Genomic DNA, 15,325 nt, shown 5'->3' on the forward strand with positions numbered 1-15,325 from the left:
CACGGACCCTTGTCGGCCCAACCTCCATACTGTAGACAATATTTCGTCGACATAAGCCGTACGGCGTCACCTCCGCGGTACTCCCTCGACCGAACGGAGTGTTCCGAAGTGAAAGTCGCAGTCCTCGGCGCCGGTGCGATCGGCGCCTACGTCGGTGCCGCGCTCCACCGCGCGGGAGCCGAAGTGCACCTCATCGCCCGTGGACCGCATCTCGCGGCCATGAGGCGGCACGGAGTACGGGTCCTCAGCCCGCGCGGCGACTTCACCGCGCACCCCCACGCCACCGACGACCCGGCCGAAGTCGGCCCGGTGGACTATGTCTTCCTGGGCCTGAAGGCCAACTCGTACGCGGCGTGCGGGCCGCTGATCAAGCCACTGCTGCACGACACCACGGCGGTGATCGCCGCCCAGAACGGCATCCCGTGGTGGTACTTCCACCGCCACGGCGGCCCCTACGACGGCCACCGCATCGAGAGCGTGGACCCCGACGGCGCGGTCAGTGCGGTGCTCGCGCCCGACCGGGCCATCGGCTGCGTCGTCTACGCGGCCACCGAACTCGAAGGCCCGGGCGTCGTACGGCACCTGGAAGGCACCCGGTTCTCCATCGGCGAGCCGGACCGCAGCGTCTCCGTCAGGTGCTCGGCCTTCAGCGAGGCGATGCTGGCCGGCGGCCTGAAGTGCCCGGTCGAACCGCACCTGCGCAACGACATCTGGCTGAAGCTGCTCGGCAACATCTCCTTCAACCCGATCAGTGCGCTGTCCCGCGCGACCATGCGCCAGATGTGCCTGCACGGCGGCACCCGCAAGGTCATCGAGATCATGATGACCGAGACGCTCGCCGTCGCCGAGGCCCTCGGCTGCGAGGTCGGCGTCTCCATCGAACGCCGCCTCGCCGGCGCCGAAAAGGTCGGCGACCACCGCACCTCCACGCTCCAGGACCTGGAGCGCGGCAAACCGCTCGAACTCGACGTGCTGCTCGCGGCGGTCGTCGAGTTGGCGGAGATCACCGGCGTCGACGTGCCCACCCTGCGCACCGTGCACGCCATCTCGGACCTGCTCGCGCTGAGGAGCGCCGCATGAGGAAACGCGAACCGAAGACCTACACCAGGCTGACCCACCCCCTCGTCAGGGACTCACGCGACGAGCCGTTCCGCCCGGCGACCTGGCAGGAGGCCCTGGACCGGGCCGCCCGGGGTCTGGAGCGCAACCGAGACGCGTTCGGCATGTTCTCCTGCGCCCGCGCGACCAACGAGATGAACTACGTCGCCCAGAAGTTCGCCCGCGTGGTCATGGGCACCAACAACGTCGACTCCTGCAACCGCACCTGCCACGCCCCGAGTGTCGCGGGCCTGTCCGCCGCGTTCGGCTCCGGCGGCGGTACCTCGTCGTACGAGGAGATCGAGCACACCGACGTCATCGTGATGTGGGGTTCCAACGCCCGCTTCGCCCACCCGATCTTCTTCCAGCACGTGCTGAGGGGGATCAGGAACGGCGCCCGGATGTACGCCGTCGATCCGCGCCGCACCTCCACCGCCGAGTGGGCGGAGAGCTGGCTCGGCATCGACGTCGGCACCGACATCCCGATGGCACACGCGATCGGCCGCGAGATCATCCACGCGGGGCTCGCCAACGAGGCGTTCATCGAACGGGCCACCACCGGCTTCGAGGAGTACAAGGCGCTCGTCGAGCCGTGGACGCTGTCGCTCGCCGAGAAGGTGACGGGCGTACCGGCCGCCGCCATCAGGGACCTGGCCCACGCCTTCGCCCGCGCCGAACGCGCCCAGCTGTGCTGGACCCTCGGCATCACCGAGCACCACAACGGCACCGACAACGTCCGCGCGCTCATCAACCTGTCCCTGCTGACCGGCCACGTCGGCCGCTACGGCTCCGGCCTGCAGCCGCTGCGCGGCCAGAACAACGTGCAGGGCGGCGGCGACATGGGCGCGATCCCCAACCGCCTGCCGGGCTTCCAGGACATCCTCGACGCGGACACCCGGCTGAAGTTCGAGTCGGCCTGGGACACCGTCATCCAGCCGCACTACGGACTGAACCTCACGGAGATGTTCGAGGCGATGGAGGAGGGCACCCTCAAGGCCGTCTACTGCATCGGCGAGAACCCCGCCCAGTCGGAGGCGGACAGCGAACAGGCGATACGGCGGCTGAAGGCCCTCGACTTCCTCGTCGTACAGGACATCTTCCTGACGAAGACCGCCGAACTGGCGGACGTCGTGCTGCCCGCGACCGCCGGATGGGCCGAGACCGACGGCACGACCACCAACAGCGAGCGGCGCGTGCAGCGGGTGCGCAAGGCCGTCACCCCGCCCGGCGAGGCCCGCGAGGACATCGACATCATCTGCGAGCTGGCGGCACGCCTCGGCCACGACTGGAAGTACGCCGACGCCGAGGCCGTCTGGAACGAGCTGCGCTCGGTCTCGCCGGACCACTACGGGATGACGTACGACCGCCTGGAGGAGCGCCAGGGCATCCAGTGGCCGTGCCCGAGCACCGACCGGCTCGAACCCACCTATCTGCACGGCCGGTTGTGGGAGTCGGACCCGGCGAGGCGTGGCCGGCTCGCGCCCTTCGGGCTCGTCCAGCACGACCCGCCCGTCGACCTCACCGACGACCAGTACCCGATCCGGCTCACCACCGGTCGCCGGCTCGACTCCTACAACACCGGTGTGCAGAGCGGCAGTTTCGCCTCCCCGCTCAGGCGCGGCGAGTACGTCGAGCTGTGCCCGGAGGACGCCGAGCGGTACGGGGTCGTGGTGGGCGAGGAGGTGCAGGTGACCTCCCGGCGGGGGTCCGTGGTCGCGCCCGTGTGGGTCGACCCAGCGCTGCGGCCCGGCCTCGCCTTCATGACCATGCACTTTCCCGACGAGGTGGACACCAACCAGCTGACGATCGAGGCGAACTGCCCGATCGCGGGCACGGCGGAGTTCAAGGCGTCGGCGATCCGGATCGAGAAGCTCCCCGTCGCGACCATCGTGAGGTGACGTAAGTGGACCTGCACTTCGGCGACAGCAAACCGACGGACGACGAACGGGCGGCCGTCGACGCCCTGCTCGGCCCGCCGGAGTCCTCCTGGGAGGGCGCCGACCGCTCCGACGCGGACCTGCGCTGGGCGCGCGGCGGGCGCGAGGCCCGGGACCGCCGCGACCTGCTGTTGCCGGGGCTGCACGCGATCAACGACCGGGTGGGCTGGATCAGCGAGGGCGCCCTGGACTACCTGTGCCGGCGGCTGACCGTGCCGCCGGCGGAGGCGTACGGGGTGGCCACCTTCTACGCGATGTTCTCGGTGAAGCCCCGGCCCGCGACCGTGCTCCACGTGTGCACGGACCTGGCGTGCGCGGCCGCCGGGGCGCCGGAGCTGTGCGCCGGGATCGAGGCCCGGCTCGGCCCCGGCGTCCACGTCGAGCGCAGCCCCTGCCTCGGCCTGTGCGAACGCGCCCCGGCCGCGCTGGCGATCAGGGCCGGGGATCCGGTGCGTACGGCGGTCTCGGCACCGGCGACCGTCGAAGGAGCCGTCCTCGCCGCGACCGCGCCGGACTCCGCGCCCGAGGAGCCCCCGGCGGCGATGGCGGTCCCCCAGGCGGGCGGCGACGACCTGATCCTCCTGCGTCGCGTCGGCGTGGTGGATCCGCTCAGCCTCGACGACTACCGCGCCCACGGCGGCTACACGGCCCTGCGCCGGGCCTTCGAACTCGGCCCCGCCGGAGTCATCCGCGAGGTCACCGACTCCGGCCTGGTCGGGCGTGGCGGCGCCGCCTTCCCCACCGGCCGCAAGTGGCAGGCCACGGCGTCCCAGCCCGACCACCCGCACTACGTCGTCTGCAACGCCGACGAGTCCGAGCCGGGCACCTTCAAGGACCGGGTGCTCATGGAGGGCGACCCGTACGCGCTGATCGAGTCCATGACCATCGCGGCGTATGCCACCGGTGCCCACCAGGGCTATCTCTACCTGCGCGGCGAGTACCCGCGCGCCCTGCACCGCCTGGAACACGCCATCGCCCAGGCACGCGCGCGCGGCCTGCTCGGCGACGACGTCCTGGGGCAGGGCTACGCCTTCGACATCGAGATCCGGCGGGGCGCGGGGGCGTACATCTGCGGCGAGGAGACGGCGCTGTTCAACTCCATCGAGGGCTACCGGGGCGAGCCACGCTCGAAGCCGCCCTTCCCGGTGGAGAAGGGCCTGTTCGGCAAGCCGACGGTCGAGAACAACGTGGAGACCCTGGTCAACGTGCTGCCGATCCTGACCATGGGCGCACCCGCGTACGCGGCGATCGGGACGGAGCGGTCCACCGGTCCGAAGCTGTTCTGCGTGTCCGGGAGCGTGGAGCGGCCGGGAATCTACGAGCTGCCGTTCGGCGCGACGCTGGGTGAGCTGCTGGAGCTGGCGGGTGTGCGCGAGCGCCTGCGCGCGGTCCTGCTCGGCGGCGCGGCGGGCGGCTTCGTACGGCCCGACGAGAGGGACATCCCGCTCACCTTCGAGGGCACCCGCGAGGCCGGCACGACGCTCGGCTCGGGCGTCGTGATGGCCTTCGACGACACCGTGCCGCTGCCCCGGCTGCTGCTGCGCATCGCCGAGTTCTTCCGTGACGAGTCGTGCGGGCAGTGCGTGCCGTGCCGGGTCGGCACCGTGCGGCAGGAGGAGGCGCTGCACCGGATCGTGGCGCGCACCGGTGCCGCTGCCGCGGACGACATCGCGCTGCTCAGGGACGTCGGCCGCGCGATGCGGGACGCCTCGATCTGCGGTCTGGGACAGACCGCCTGGAACGCCGTGGAATCCGCCATCGACCGTCTGGGAGCGTACGAATGACCGCGATACCGCTGGGAGTGCCGCGCCGGCTGGTCGAGTTCACGATCGACGGGCAGGAGGCCAGGGTCCCGGAGGGCTCGACCATCCTCGACGCCTGCCGGGCCGCCGGAAAGGACGTCCCCACCCTCTGCCACGGCGACACCCTCACCCCGAAGAACGCCTGCCGGGTCTGCGTGGTCGAGGTGGAGGGCTCCCGCACCCTGGTCCCGGCCTGCTCCCGCAGGGCGGAACCGGGCATGACCGTCCACACGGAAACGGAACGCGCCCGGCACAGCCGCAAGCTCGTCCTGGAGCTGCTCGCCTCCTCGGTCGACCTGTCGACCACACCCCAGGTCGCCGGGTGGATCAAGGAGTACGAGGCCAAACCGGACCGCTTCGGCCCCGAGGCCGCCCGCCTCAACGAGGAACCCAGGATCGACAACGACCTCTACGTCCGCGACTACGACAAGTGCATCCTCTGTTACAAGTGCGTCGACGCCTGTGGCGACCAGTGGCAGAACACCTTCGCGATCTCGGTCGCAGGCCGGGGTTTCGACGCCCGGATCGCGGTCGAGCACGACGCCCCGCTCACCGACTCGGCGTGCGTGTACTGCGGCAACTGCATCGAGGTCTGTCCGACGGGCGCTCTGTCGTTCAAGTCGGAGTTCGACATGCGGGAGGCGGGTACGTGGGACGAGTCGAAGCAGACGGAGACGACGACGGTGTGTGCCTACTGCGGAGTGGGCTGCAACCTCACGCTCCACGTGCAGGACAATGAGATCGTCAAGGTCACCTCGCCGCACGACAACCCGGTGACCCACGGCAACCTCTGCATCAAGGGCCGTTTCGGCTACCAGCACGTACAGAACCGGGGCTGAGCAGGACATGGGACGAGTCACGGAACGACGCAAGGTGATCCGCATCCGGGACGGCGCGGTCTCCACCCGCCCGGACACGCTCGTCGCCGAGGAACCCCTGGAGATCCGGCTGAACGGCAAGCCGCTCGCGATCACCATGCGCACCCCCGGCGACGACTTCGCGCTCGCGGCGGGGTTCCTGGTGAGCGAGGGGGTGCTCGCCGAGCGGCAGGATCTGCAGAACATCGTCTACTGCGCGGGCGCCACCGTGGACGGCTCGAACACGTACAACGTGGTGGACGTGAAGACGGCCGCCGGGGTCGCGATCCCCGACATCACCCTCGAACGCAACGTCTACACGACCTCGTCCTGCGGGCTGTGCGGCAAGGCCAGCCTGGACGCGGTGCGCACGACGGCCCGCTGGCCCATCGCCGACACTCCCCCGGTCCGGGTGGAGCCCGAGCTGCTCGCGAGCCTCCCCGACCGGCTCCGCGCGGCCCAGCGGGTCTTCGACCGGACCGGGGGGCTGCACGCGGCGGCGCTGTTCACGGAGGACGGCGAGCTGCTGGACATACGGGAGGACGTGGGCCGGCACAACGCCGTCGACAAGCTGGTCGGCCGCGCCCTGCAGAACGGCGACCTGCCCCTGACCCGGACGATTCTGCTGGTGTCCGGCCGGGCCTCCTTCGAGCTGGCGCAGAAGGCCGTGATGGCGGGCATCCCGATGCTGGCGGCGGTCTCGGCGCCCTCGTCGCTGGCGGTGGACCTGGCCCACGAGACCGGGCTGACCCTGGTGGGCTTCCTGCGGGGCAGCTCCATGAACGTGTACGCGGGCGAGGACCGGGTCGCTCTGCGGACCGCGGCCGCCCAGGGCTGACGGTCCCCCGCGGCACGGCGGCGGGGCCCCGACCGGCGGGGAGCGCCCCCTGCGCCGCAGGGGTCCCGCCTCAGCCCCCGCCGGGCGTCACTCCGTACCGGAGATCCTGCCCAACAGGTCCATGAACTGGCGGCGTTCGGCCGCCGTGAGCGGGGCGAGCAAGGCGTCGTTCGCCTCGCATGCCGCCTTCTCGCAGCGCTTCAGCAGCCGTGCGCCCTCCTCGGTGAGGGACACGGCGTTCTTGCGGCGGTCCTTCGGATCGGGTTCGCGTACGACGTGGCCGGCCGATTGCAGGTCGTTGAGGACGCCGACCACGTCCTTGGGGTCGAGCCCGACGCTCCGGCCGAGGTCGGCCTGCGCGATCGGGCCGAGGTCCCGGACGGCGACCAGCACCACGTGGTGCCACATCCTCATGCCCTCCGCGGCCAGCGCCTGAGCGACCAGGGCGCGCCCGCGGGCCGCGGCACGGCCGAGGATCCAGCTGGGCAGCCGGTGGATCGCGGAGAGTGGTGCTTCGGCCATGGATCCAGCCTAGTGCGTAATTCGTTGGTTTTCCCCATGACCTGATTTATCGTTGGGGCCCCCAACGAACTCATGGAGGTCCGATCGATGCGCCGCGTCCGGTACGACTCCCCCGGCGACCCCCTCCTCCTGGAGGAGGCACCCGTACCGGAACCGGCCCCCGGCGAGCTCCTCGTGCGATGCGAGGCCGTCGGGGTCACCCTCCCCGTGGTCCGCAAGGTCACCGAGGCCGCCGAGCCGGTCCCGCTCGGCGGCGAGGTCGCCGGGGAGGTGGTGGCGGCCGGGGCGGGCGTCACCCGTTTCCGTACCGGCGATCGGGTGACCGGCCTCTGCTTCGGCCACGGTTACGCCGACTTCGCGCTCCTGCACGAGGCCATGGCCTCCCCGATACCCGACGACGCCTCGGCCGTCGACGCCGTCGCACTGGTCCGCGGCGGCCTGGTCGCCCTCGGCGCCCTCGACGCGGCCCGGCCCGAGCCGGGCGAGGCCGCCCTGGTGACGGCGGCGGCGAGCGGCGTCGGCCATCCGGCCGTCCAACTCGCGCGACGGCGCGGCGCGGCCCGGGTGGTGGGTGCGGTCTCCACCCCGGCCAAGGCCGACTTCGTCCGCTCCCTCGGGGCCGACGCGGTCGTCGGTTACGGCGACGACGGCTGGGGCGAGCCCGTCGACTACGCCCTCGACGCCGTCGGCGGCGAGTTGCTCACCCCTGCCCTGGCCGCGCTCGCACCGGGGGGAGGCTCGTGGCGCCGGGAGCTGTGGCGGCTGTTCACCGGCGGTGAGCCGAGGCCCGCCGTGCACGGGAAGTTCGCGCTGGAGGACGCGGCGAAGGCGCACGAGGCGATCGAGTCGCGGAGCGACCTCGGGAAGGTCGTACTGCTCCCCTGACAACACGTCAGGCAACCTGGGAACCACCTCCGTTGCCCCTGCACGCTGCTTGCGGTGTGTCGCTGCGGCCAACTACCGTCTGTCGCGCATAGGTTGGACGTGGGATGTCCAGATGTTCAGACAAATGAAGGGCCTTTCATGCCGTCAAGACTCCGCGCACGTCTGAGAACCACCCTCACCGCGGGCGTCGTCCTGACAGCCGCCGCCCTACCGGGCCCCGCCCGAGCCCAACCCGCCTCGGCCGCACCGCTGTTCGAGGAGCAGATCCTGTTCAAGGCCTCGCAGGACCCGGGCTACGCCTGCTTCCGGATTCCGACGGTCGTGCAGACCACCAAGAACACACTGCTCGCGTTCGCCGAGGGACGGGTCCTCAACTGCGGGGACGCCACCGACATCGACATCGTGCTGAAGCGCTCCACCGACGGCGGCCGCACCTGGGGCCCGTTGCAGGTCGTCAACGACGGCGCCGGTGACACCCACGGCAACCCGACCCCGGTCGTCGACCGGGAGACCGGCCGGGTCCTGCTGGCGGAGACGTACAACACGGGCCGTGCCGACAGCGAGCACTGCGACGTCCCCTGCGACCGCACCCCCCATCTGCAGTACAGCGACGACGACGGCGTCACCTGGTCCACCCCCCGTGACCTCAGCCCGCAGATCCTGCCCTCGCACTGGAACTCCTGGTACGCCACCGGCCCCGTGCACGGCATCCAGCTCACCCAGGGCAGCAACGCCGGCCGGCTGGTGTTCGGCGTCAACACCGAGAGCTGGGACGGCAACCGGGTCACCGCGAACCACGCCGCGCTCATCCTCAGCGACGACGGCGGCACCACGTGGCGGGTCGGCGCCACCGACTCCTGGGCGCTCGCGGCCGACGGCAGTTTCCGTCAGAAGCCCTCCGAGATCTCCATGACCGAGCGCTCCGACGGCACGATCCTGGTCAGCGGCCGCGAACAGGAGGGCACCGACATCGGCCACCGATCCCAGGCCGTCAGCCGCGACGGCGGCGAGAGCTTCGCGGCCCCCTTCGAGGCCATCCCCGACCTCTACGCCCCCCAGGTCCAGGGCGCCACGCTGCGCCTCGGCGACCGCATCCTGCTGTCCTGCCCCGGCGACCCCGACCGCCGCCGGACCATGATGATCCGCTCCTCCTACGACGACGGCGAGACCTGGGACAGCGTGGACCGCGGCACCGTCGTCAGCGGCGACTGGTCCGGCTACTCCGACCTGGTGAACATCTCCGACAGCACCGTCGGCCTGATGTACGAGGGCGGCGTGGCCGACGCCCGCGACGAGATCCGCTTCGCCCGCTTCAACGAGGAGTGGCTCAAGCCCCGCCGCGGCGCCGACCCGACCACGCCCGACCGTGCCCTGCTCGCCCCCGAGGCCAACGTCCTGGGCGGTGCCTCGACCACCGCCGGCGTGCTCAACAGCGCCGTCACCTTCGACGGCGTCGACGACGCCGTACGCCTGCCGTATCGCGACGAACTCCTGCTCGGCAGCGAGGACTTCACCGCCTCCCTGTGGTTCCGCTACACCGCCACCAGTGGTGAGCAGCCGCTGCTGTGGATGGGCGGGGTGGGCACCAGCCAGCCGCAGGTGTGGCTGCGCGCCGAGCCCGCGAGCAACCGCGTGCGCGGGCTGATCACCACCCGGGAGGGCGTCCGGACCGTCAACACGGCCGCCGTGCAGACGACCGGCGCCCACAACGACGGCCAGTGGCACCACCTCGCGCTGCGCCGCGGCGACGGACAGCTGACCCTCTTCCTCGACGGCACCCCGGTCAGCACCGAGGACGTGCCCGGCTCGGTGAGCCGCAACTCGCCGTTCGGGGTGCACATCGGCCAGCGCATGGACAGCCGGGCCTTCTTCACCGGCGCGATCGACGAGGTCCGCGTCTGGGACAGTGCCCTGTCCGACGAGGAGATCGACCAGGTCCGCCGCACCCACACCGGCCCCTCCTTCAACAACGTCCTGTGGCTCCCCATGGACCAGGTGACCGCCGCCCGCTAACGTCCCGGAGCGTGCCCGACGATCGACGAGCACGACAGCGCGCGGGAACCGGGGTCGGACTGCTGCTGACCCTGGTTCTCGCAGCCGTGCTGCTCTCCGCACTCCCGGACGGCGAGGGGGAGGGCGGCGGCGCGTGCACGAGCCGTAAGGTCGCCTCCTGGTCGGCCGCTCACGCGCTCACCGGCGAGTTCGCCCGCTACGGCGACGACGCCGGCCGCACCGACGACTGGACCGGCGGCGACGGCACGCACTCGCTGAAGCTGCCGGACGGCCGGGTGCTGTGGCTGTTCTCCGACACCTTCCTCGGCCCCGTGCACCCCCCGCCCAACCCGTCCGGCGAGTCGTACGCCTGGCGCGATGCCACCGCCCCGATGGTGCGCAACTCGGCGGTGGTGATGTCCGGGGGCCGCCTGCGCACGACGCTCCCCGCACCCCTCTTCCCCGACCCGGCGGCCGGGCAGTGGCGCTGGCCCGTCGCGGCCCGGGTCGAGCCACGCGCGCCCGGCTCGTCGGAGCAGGTCGTGCGGGTGCTGCTGTGGACACGCGCGGCCGGCCAGTCGCCGTGGATCTACGGCGTCCCGCTCGCCACCGAGGTCGCCACGCTCTCCCTGCCGCAGCTGCGGGTCGAGTCCGTCACCAAGGTGTTCGACCAGCGGTCGGTGCCGGATCCGTCCCGGCGGGTGCTGTTCGGTACGACGCTGGTGGCCGAGGACGGCTGGACGTACGTCTTCGGCGGCGACGACGGGCAGGCCGTGTCCCGCCCGGCCTCGTCGGCGTATGTGGCGCGGGTGCCGGACGGCGGGCTCGCGGATCCGGCCGCCTGGGAGTACTGGAACGGCTCTGCGTGGGTCACCGGCACCCGTCCGGCCGCGGTGCTCGGCGACGAGCGGCGCACCGGGGTGGGCAGCGCGTTCTCGGTGGTGCGGGACGGGGACACGTACGTGCTGTTCACGATGGCGGCGGGTGCCGCCGGGCTGAGCACGGTGACGTCGTACTGGGCGTGCTCGCCCACCGGGCCCTGGCACGGGCCGACACGCGGCTTCAGCCCGCCGCTGCCGTCGGGCGGGGTCGCCGCGTACAACCCGCAGGCGCACCCGGACGTGGGCGGCGACGGGCGCCTGGTCCTCAGCTACGACGTCAACTGGCTGGGGGAGACGACGGGTGCGGCGGCGGCAGTCAGCCGGAACGTGACCCTGTACCGACCGCGGTTCGTGACCCTGAGGCTGAAGCCGGCCGAGTGACCTCTTCGCGCGGGTCGTGGGAGCGGCGCTTGGCGATCACCGCGCACACCATCAGCTGCATCTGGTGGAAGAGCATCAGCGGCAGCACGGCCAGCGAGGCCTGCGCGCCGAACAGCACACTCGCCATCGGCAGGCCGGAGGCCAGCGACTTCTTCGACCCGGCGAACTGGATGGCGATGCGGTCCTCCCGGTTGAAACCGAGTGCCTTGGCGCCGTACCAGGTCAGGGCGAGCATCACGGCGAGCAGCACCGCCTCCACGGCGAGCAGCCCGGCCAGCCGGACGGGGCTGACCTGGTGCCAGACGCCGTGGACCATGCCCTCGCTGAACGCGGTGTACACGACGAGGAGGATCGAGCCTCGGTCGACGTATCCGAGGCCCTTCTTGTGGCGGGCGACGAAACCGCCGATCCAGCGCCGCAGCAGCTGCCCGGCGAGGAACGGCACCAGCAGTTGCAGCACGATCTTGATGATCGAGTCGGCGTTGAACCCGCCCGCACCGCTGCCCAGCAGCGACGCGGCGAGCAGCGGGGTGATGACGATGCCCGCGAGGGAGGAGAAGGAGCCGGCGCAGATCGCGGCGGGCACGTTGCCGCGGGCGATCGAGGTGAACGCGATCGACGACTGGATGGTCGACGGGACCAGGGTGAGGAAGAGCAGGCCGGCCCACAGGGAGTGGGTCAGGAACACCGGGACCAGTCCGCGGGCGGCCAGTCCGAGCAGCGGGAAGACGACGAAGGTGCAGGCCAGGACGGTGACGTGGAGCCGCCAGTGCCTGAGTCCGTCCAGCGCCTCGCGGGTGGACAGGCGGGCGCCGTAGAGGAAGAAGAGGAAGGCGATCGCCGCGGTGGAGGCGCCGGAGGCCACGTCGGCGGCCGTACCCCGGGCCGGGAGGAGCGCCGCGAGGCCCACCGTCCCGAGCAACAGCAGGATGTACGGGTCGATCGGCATCCAGGACGGCGGGCGCAGGCGTTTCACGGTGCTCCACTTGCTTGAACATGAGGCTTGGATCTGAGGGCCGGTACGGGCTCACGGGTCCCCGCTCCATCTTGCGCCCTCACCCGCCGATCGTGAATCCGGCATACCACTCTGACTGTCATCACGGATCGCGATAACCTGCCCGTGTGTACGACCCCTCCCACCTGCGCACGTTCCTGGCCGTCGCCCAGACGCTGAGCTTCACGCAGGCCGCGCGGCGGCTCGGGCTGCGCCAGTCGACGGTCAGCCAGCACGTACGGCGGCTGGAGGACGTCACCGGACGCCAGCTGTTCAGCCGGGACACGCACTCCGTGGAGCTGACGGAGGACGGCGAAGCGATGCTGGGTTTCGCGCGCCGGATCCTGGCGGTGCACGAGCAGGCCACGGCGTTCTTCGCCGGCACCCGGCTGCGCGGCCGGCTCCGCTTCGGCGCCTCGGAGGACTTCGTGCTGACCCGGCTCCCGGAGATCCTGGAGGGCTTCCGCCACGACCACCCGGAGGTCGACCTGGAGCTCACGGTCGAGCTGTCCGGCACCCTGCACGAACACCTGGCCGCCGGAAAGCTGGACCTGGTCCTGGCGAAACGGCGCCCCGAGGACCCGCGCGGCGAACTGGTCTGGCACGACCGACTGGTGTGGATCGGCGCGGAACGCCTCCGCCTCGACCCCGACCGCCCGGTCCCGCTGATCGTCTATCCGCCACCGGGGATCACTCGCGCCCTCGCCCTGGAGGCCCTCGAACGCCAGGGCCGCGAGTGGCGCATCGCCTGCACCAGCGGCAGCCTCAACGGCCTCGTCGCCGCCGCCCGCGCGGGCCTCGGCGTGATGGCCCACTCCCGGGGCTTCGTCCCCCCGGGTCTGATCCGCGTCCCGGACCGCTTCGGCCTCCCCGAACTCGGCAAGGTCGACTTCGTCCTGGTCCACGGCCGCCGCCGCACCGGGGCCCAGGGCCCGGCGGACGCTTTGGCGGCGGCGATCCTGGCGGCGGGCGACCGGCTGCACCGGCGCTGACCACGCCGGCGACCGCGTCGTACAGATTCGGTGGAGATTACGCCGCCGAAACTTACTCCACCGTCAGGAATCTGTCCGACCCTTCCCCATGTGCACGCATTTTCCACGGCTGACCAGCGCGTACCTGAGCGCCGCTCCGCTTTCGCACCCCTCCCGTCACGACGGGCCGTGGGGTAGCTTTCACGGCCTGTGCGGGCGTCACAGGGAACCGTCACAGAGAGCGGGGAACGGGTTTGCGCGAGTTCAGCAATCCTCCGTTGGCGTTGGCACCCCCGGTGGGCGGTCTGGCCGACGTCGTCTTCGAGCACGCCCAGGACGACCCCCTGCACATCGCGCTCGGCCGCAAGGACGACGCCGGGCGCTGGCGGGACGTGACCAGCGCCGAGTTCCGCGACGAGGTGCTCGCCCTCGCCAAGGGCCTGCTCGCCGAGGGCATCCGGTTCGGCGACCGGGTCGCCATCATGTCCCGCACCCGCTACGAGTGGACGCTGTTCGACTTCGCGCTGTGGACGATCGGCGCCCAGGTGGTGCCCATCTACCCGACCTCCTCGGCCGAGCAGTGCTACTGGATGCTGTACGACGCGGAGGTGACGGCCGCGATCGTGGAGCACGAGGACCACTCGATGACCATCGCCACCGTCATCGACCGGCTGCCGAGGCTGCGCCGGCTGTGGCAGCTGGACGCGGGCGCGGTCCAGGAGCTGTACGACGCCGGCGCCCACCTCGACGACGAGGTGGTGCACCGGCACCGCAAGGCGGTCACTCCGGACACGGTGGCGACCGTCATCTACACCTCAGGGACGACCGGCCGGCCCAAGGGCTGTGTCATCTCGCACGGCAACTTCATGTACGAGGCGGACACCGTCATCGAGCGCTGGGAGCCGGTGTTCCACTCGAAGAAGGGCGACGAGGCGGCGACCCTGCTCTTCCTGCCGCTCGCGCACGTGTTCGGCCGGATGGTGGAGGTGGCCGCGATCCGCGGCAAGGTGCGCTTCGGCCACCAGCCGCAGCTCAACGCGGCCGCCCTGCTGCCCGACCTGGCCGCCTTCAAACCGACCTTCTTCCTGGCCGTGCCGTACATCTTCGAGAAGGTCTTCAACGCGGCCCGGCGCAAGGCCGAGCGGGAGGGCAAGGCGGGGCCCTTCGGGAAGGCCGTGGACATCGCCGTGCGGTACGCGGACGCGGTGGAGGCGAAGGCGTGGGGCGTCGGGCCCGGCCCGTCGACCGCGCTGCGCATGCAGCACCAGCTGTTCGACAAGCTCGTCTACTCCAAGGTGCGCGAGGCGATGGGTGGCCGGGTCCGGCACGCCATGTCCGGCGGCTCGGCGATGGACCGGCGGCTCGGCCTGTTCTTCGCGGGCGCGGGCGTGCAGATCTACGAGGGGTACGGCCTGACCGAGTCCACGGCGGCCGCGACGGCCAACCCGCCCGAGCGCACCCGCTACGGCACGGTCGGGCAGCCCATCCCCGGTGTCGCCGTGCACATCGCCGACGACGGCGAGATCTGGCTGCGCGGCGGCAACGTTTTCCAGGGCTACCTCAACAACCCCAAGGCCACCGACGAGACCCTGCACGACGGCTGGCTGGCCACCGGCGACCTGGGCTCCCTCGACGAGGACGGCTACCTCACCATCACCGGCCGCAAGAAGGAGATCCTGGTCACGTCGGGCGGCAAGAGCGTGGCTCCGGGGCTCCTGGAGGAACGCGTACGGGACCACCCGCTGGTCGCCCAGTGCATCCTGGTCGGCAACGACCGCCCGTACGTCGCCGCCCTGGTCACGCTCGACCAGGAGGCCGTCGAGCACTGGCTCCAGATGCGCAAGAAGCCCCGGCTCACCCCCGCCGAGCTGGTGCGCGACCCGGACCTGGAGACCGAGGTACGCAGGGCGGTGGTCGCCGCGAACACGCTCGTCTCCCAGGCCGAGTCGATCCGCACCTTCCGCATCCTGGCGCAGCCGTTCACCGAGGAGCACGGGCTGCTCACGCCGTCGCTGAAGCTGAAGCGGAAGGCGATCGAGAACGCCTACGCCCAGGAGGTCGAGGCGCTGTACCGGACGTAAGGCCGCTGTACCGGACGTAAGGCCGCTTCCGGCCCATTTTCCGGTCAGGAATGCATCCGGGCCCGTGATCGTTGACGATAGGAGTA

Annotated in this window: 12 protein-coding genes; 10 read left to right on the top strand and 2 right to left on the bottom strand. The window is 71.4% G+C overall.

The annotated features are described in order from the left end of the window. The first annotated feature begins 108 nt into the window (after window positions 1-108). The 5 genes from I2W78_RS04730 to fdhD are packed head-to-tail and all read left to right on the top strand — an operon-like array spanning window position 109 to window position 6,532. Complete coding sequence (locus I2W78_RS04730) at window positions 109-1,080, top strand: 2-dehydropantoate 2-reductase (protein ID WP_196457217.1); 972 nt, start codon at window positions 109-111, stop codon at window positions 1,078-1,080. Further along, window positions 1,077-2,996: a molybdopterin oxidoreductase family protein gene (locus I2W78_RS04735; protein WP_196457218.1), complete on the top strand. Its 1,920-nt coding sequence runs from the start codon at window positions 1,077-1,079 to the stop codon at window positions 2,994-2,996. The genes I2W78_RS04730 and I2W78_RS04735 overlap by 4 nt, the downstream gene beginning before the upstream one ends. 5 nt (window positions 2,997-3,001) lie before the next feature. Next, window positions 3,002-4,819, top strand: a complete 1,818-nt coding sequence (locus tag I2W78_RS04740; protein ID WP_196457220.1) for an NADH-ubiquinone oxidoreductase-F iron-sulfur binding region domain-containing protein — start codon at window positions 3,002-3,004, stop codon at window positions 4,817-4,819. Further along, the gene (locus tag I2W78_RS04745; protein ID WP_196457222.1) at window positions 4,816-5,676 is read left to right on the top strand and encodes a 2Fe-2S iron-sulfur cluster-binding protein; all 861 of its coding nucleotides are present in this window, start codon (window positions 4,816-4,818) and stop codon (window positions 5,674-5,676) included. Before I2W78_RS04740 ends, I2W78_RS04745 begins: the two co-directional genes overlap by 4 nt. Before the next feature lie 7 nt (window positions 5,677-5,683). Next, entirely contained in the window at window positions 5,684-6,532 is an 849-nt protein-coding gene (fdhD, locus tag I2W78_RS04750) for a formate dehydrogenase accessory sulfurtransferase FdhD (RefSeq protein ID WP_196457224.1), read from the top strand. Window positions 6,533-6,619: 87 nt separating this feature from the next. On the opposite strand, the gene I2W78_RS04755 is transcribed toward fdhD, so the two are convergent. After that, complete coding sequence (locus I2W78_RS04755; RefSeq protein WP_196457226.1) at window positions 6,620-7,054, bottom strand: MarR family winged helix-turn-helix transcriptional regulator; 435 nt, start codon at window positions 7,052-7,054, stop codon at window positions 6,620-6,622. An 87-nt stretch (window positions 7,055-7,141) separates the two neighbouring features. Here I2W78_RS04755 and I2W78_RS04760 point away from each other — a divergent pair, with 87 nt between their 5' ends. The 3 genes from I2W78_RS04760 to I2W78_RS04770 all read left to right on the top strand — a co-directional run bounded on the left by I2W78_RS04760 (window position 7,142) and on the right by I2W78_RS04770 (window position 11,193). Beyond that, window positions 7,142-7,939, top strand: a complete 798-nt coding sequence (locus I2W78_RS04760) for a quinone oxidoreductase family protein (RefSeq protein WP_196457228.1) — start codon at window positions 7,142-7,144, stop codon at window positions 7,937-7,939. A 138-nt stretch (window positions 7,940-8,077) separates the two neighbouring features. Further along, on the top strand, window positions 8,078-9,952 hold the full coding sequence (locus tag I2W78_RS04765; RefSeq protein ID WP_196457230.1) for a sialidase family protein: 1,875 nt from the start codon (window positions 8,078-8,080) through the stop codon (window positions 9,950-9,952). 11 nt (window positions 9,953-9,963) lie between these two features. After that, entirely contained in the window at window positions 9,964-11,193 is a 1,230-nt protein-coding gene (locus I2W78_RS04770) for a DUF4185 domain-containing protein (RefSeq protein ID WP_196457231.1), read from the top strand. Here I2W78_RS04770 and I2W78_RS04775 read toward each other — a convergent pair. Continuing rightward, entirely contained in the window at window positions 11,129-12,142 is a 1,014-nt protein-coding gene (locus I2W78_RS04775; RefSeq protein WP_196464416.1) for a bile acid:sodium symporter family protein, read from the bottom strand. The genes I2W78_RS04770 and I2W78_RS04775 overlap by 65 nt on opposite strands. Window positions 12,143-12,315: 173 nt before the next feature. Here I2W78_RS04775 and I2W78_RS04780 point away from each other — a divergent pair, with 173 nt between their 5' ends. Next, window positions 12,316-13,179, top strand: a complete 864-nt coding sequence (locus tag I2W78_RS04780) for a LysR substrate-binding domain-containing protein (RefSeq protein WP_196457233.1) — start codon at window positions 12,316-12,318, stop codon at window positions 13,177-13,179. A 233-nt stretch (window positions 13,180-13,412) separates the two neighbouring features. Further along, a complete protein-coding gene (locus tag I2W78_RS04785; RefSeq protein ID WP_196457235.1) occupies window positions 13,413-15,239 on the top strand; it encodes an AMP-dependent synthetase/ligase in 1,827 nt (608 codons plus the stop codon). Window positions 15,240-15,325: the final 86 nt, after the last annotated feature.

The organism is Streptomyces spinoverrucosus, assembly GCF_015712165.1.
In the GTDB taxonomy this organism is placed as follows: Bacteria; Actinomycetota; Actinomycetes; order Streptomycetales; family Streptomycetaceae; genus Streptomyces; species Streptomyces spinoverrucosus_A.

What these genes read in the sequence shown, in the direction of transcription:
- I2W78_RS04765 (WP_196457230.1), top strand. Translation starts at nt 8,078, where the DNA reads ATGCCGTCAAGACTCCGCGCACGTCTGAGAACCACCCTCACCGCGGGC.
- I2W78_RS04755 (WP_196457226.1), bottom strand. Translation starts at nt 7,054, where the DNA reads ATGGCCGAAGCACCACTCTCCGCGATCCACCGGCTGCCCAGCTGGATC.
- I2W78_RS04735 (WP_196457218.1), top strand. Translation starts at nt 1,077, where the DNA reads ATGAGGAAACGCGAACCGAAGACCTACACCAGGCTGACCCACCCCCTC.
- fdhD (WP_196457224.1), top strand. Translation starts at nt 5,684, where the DNA reads ATGGGACGAGTCACGGAACGACGCAAGGTGATCCGCATCCGGGACGGC.
- I2W78_RS04745 (WP_196457222.1), top strand. Translation starts at nt 4,816, where the DNA reads ATGACCGCGATACCGCTGGGAGTGCCGCGCCGGCTGGTCGAGTTCACG.
- I2W78_RS04760 (WP_196457228.1), top strand. Translation starts at nt 7,142, where the DNA reads ATGCGCCGCGTCCGGTACGACTCCCCCGGCGACCCCCTCCTCCTGGAG.
- I2W78_RS04775 (WP_196464416.1), bottom strand. Translation starts at nt 12,142, where the DNA reads ATGCCGATCGACCCGTACATCCTGCTGTTGCTCGGGACGGTGGGCCTC.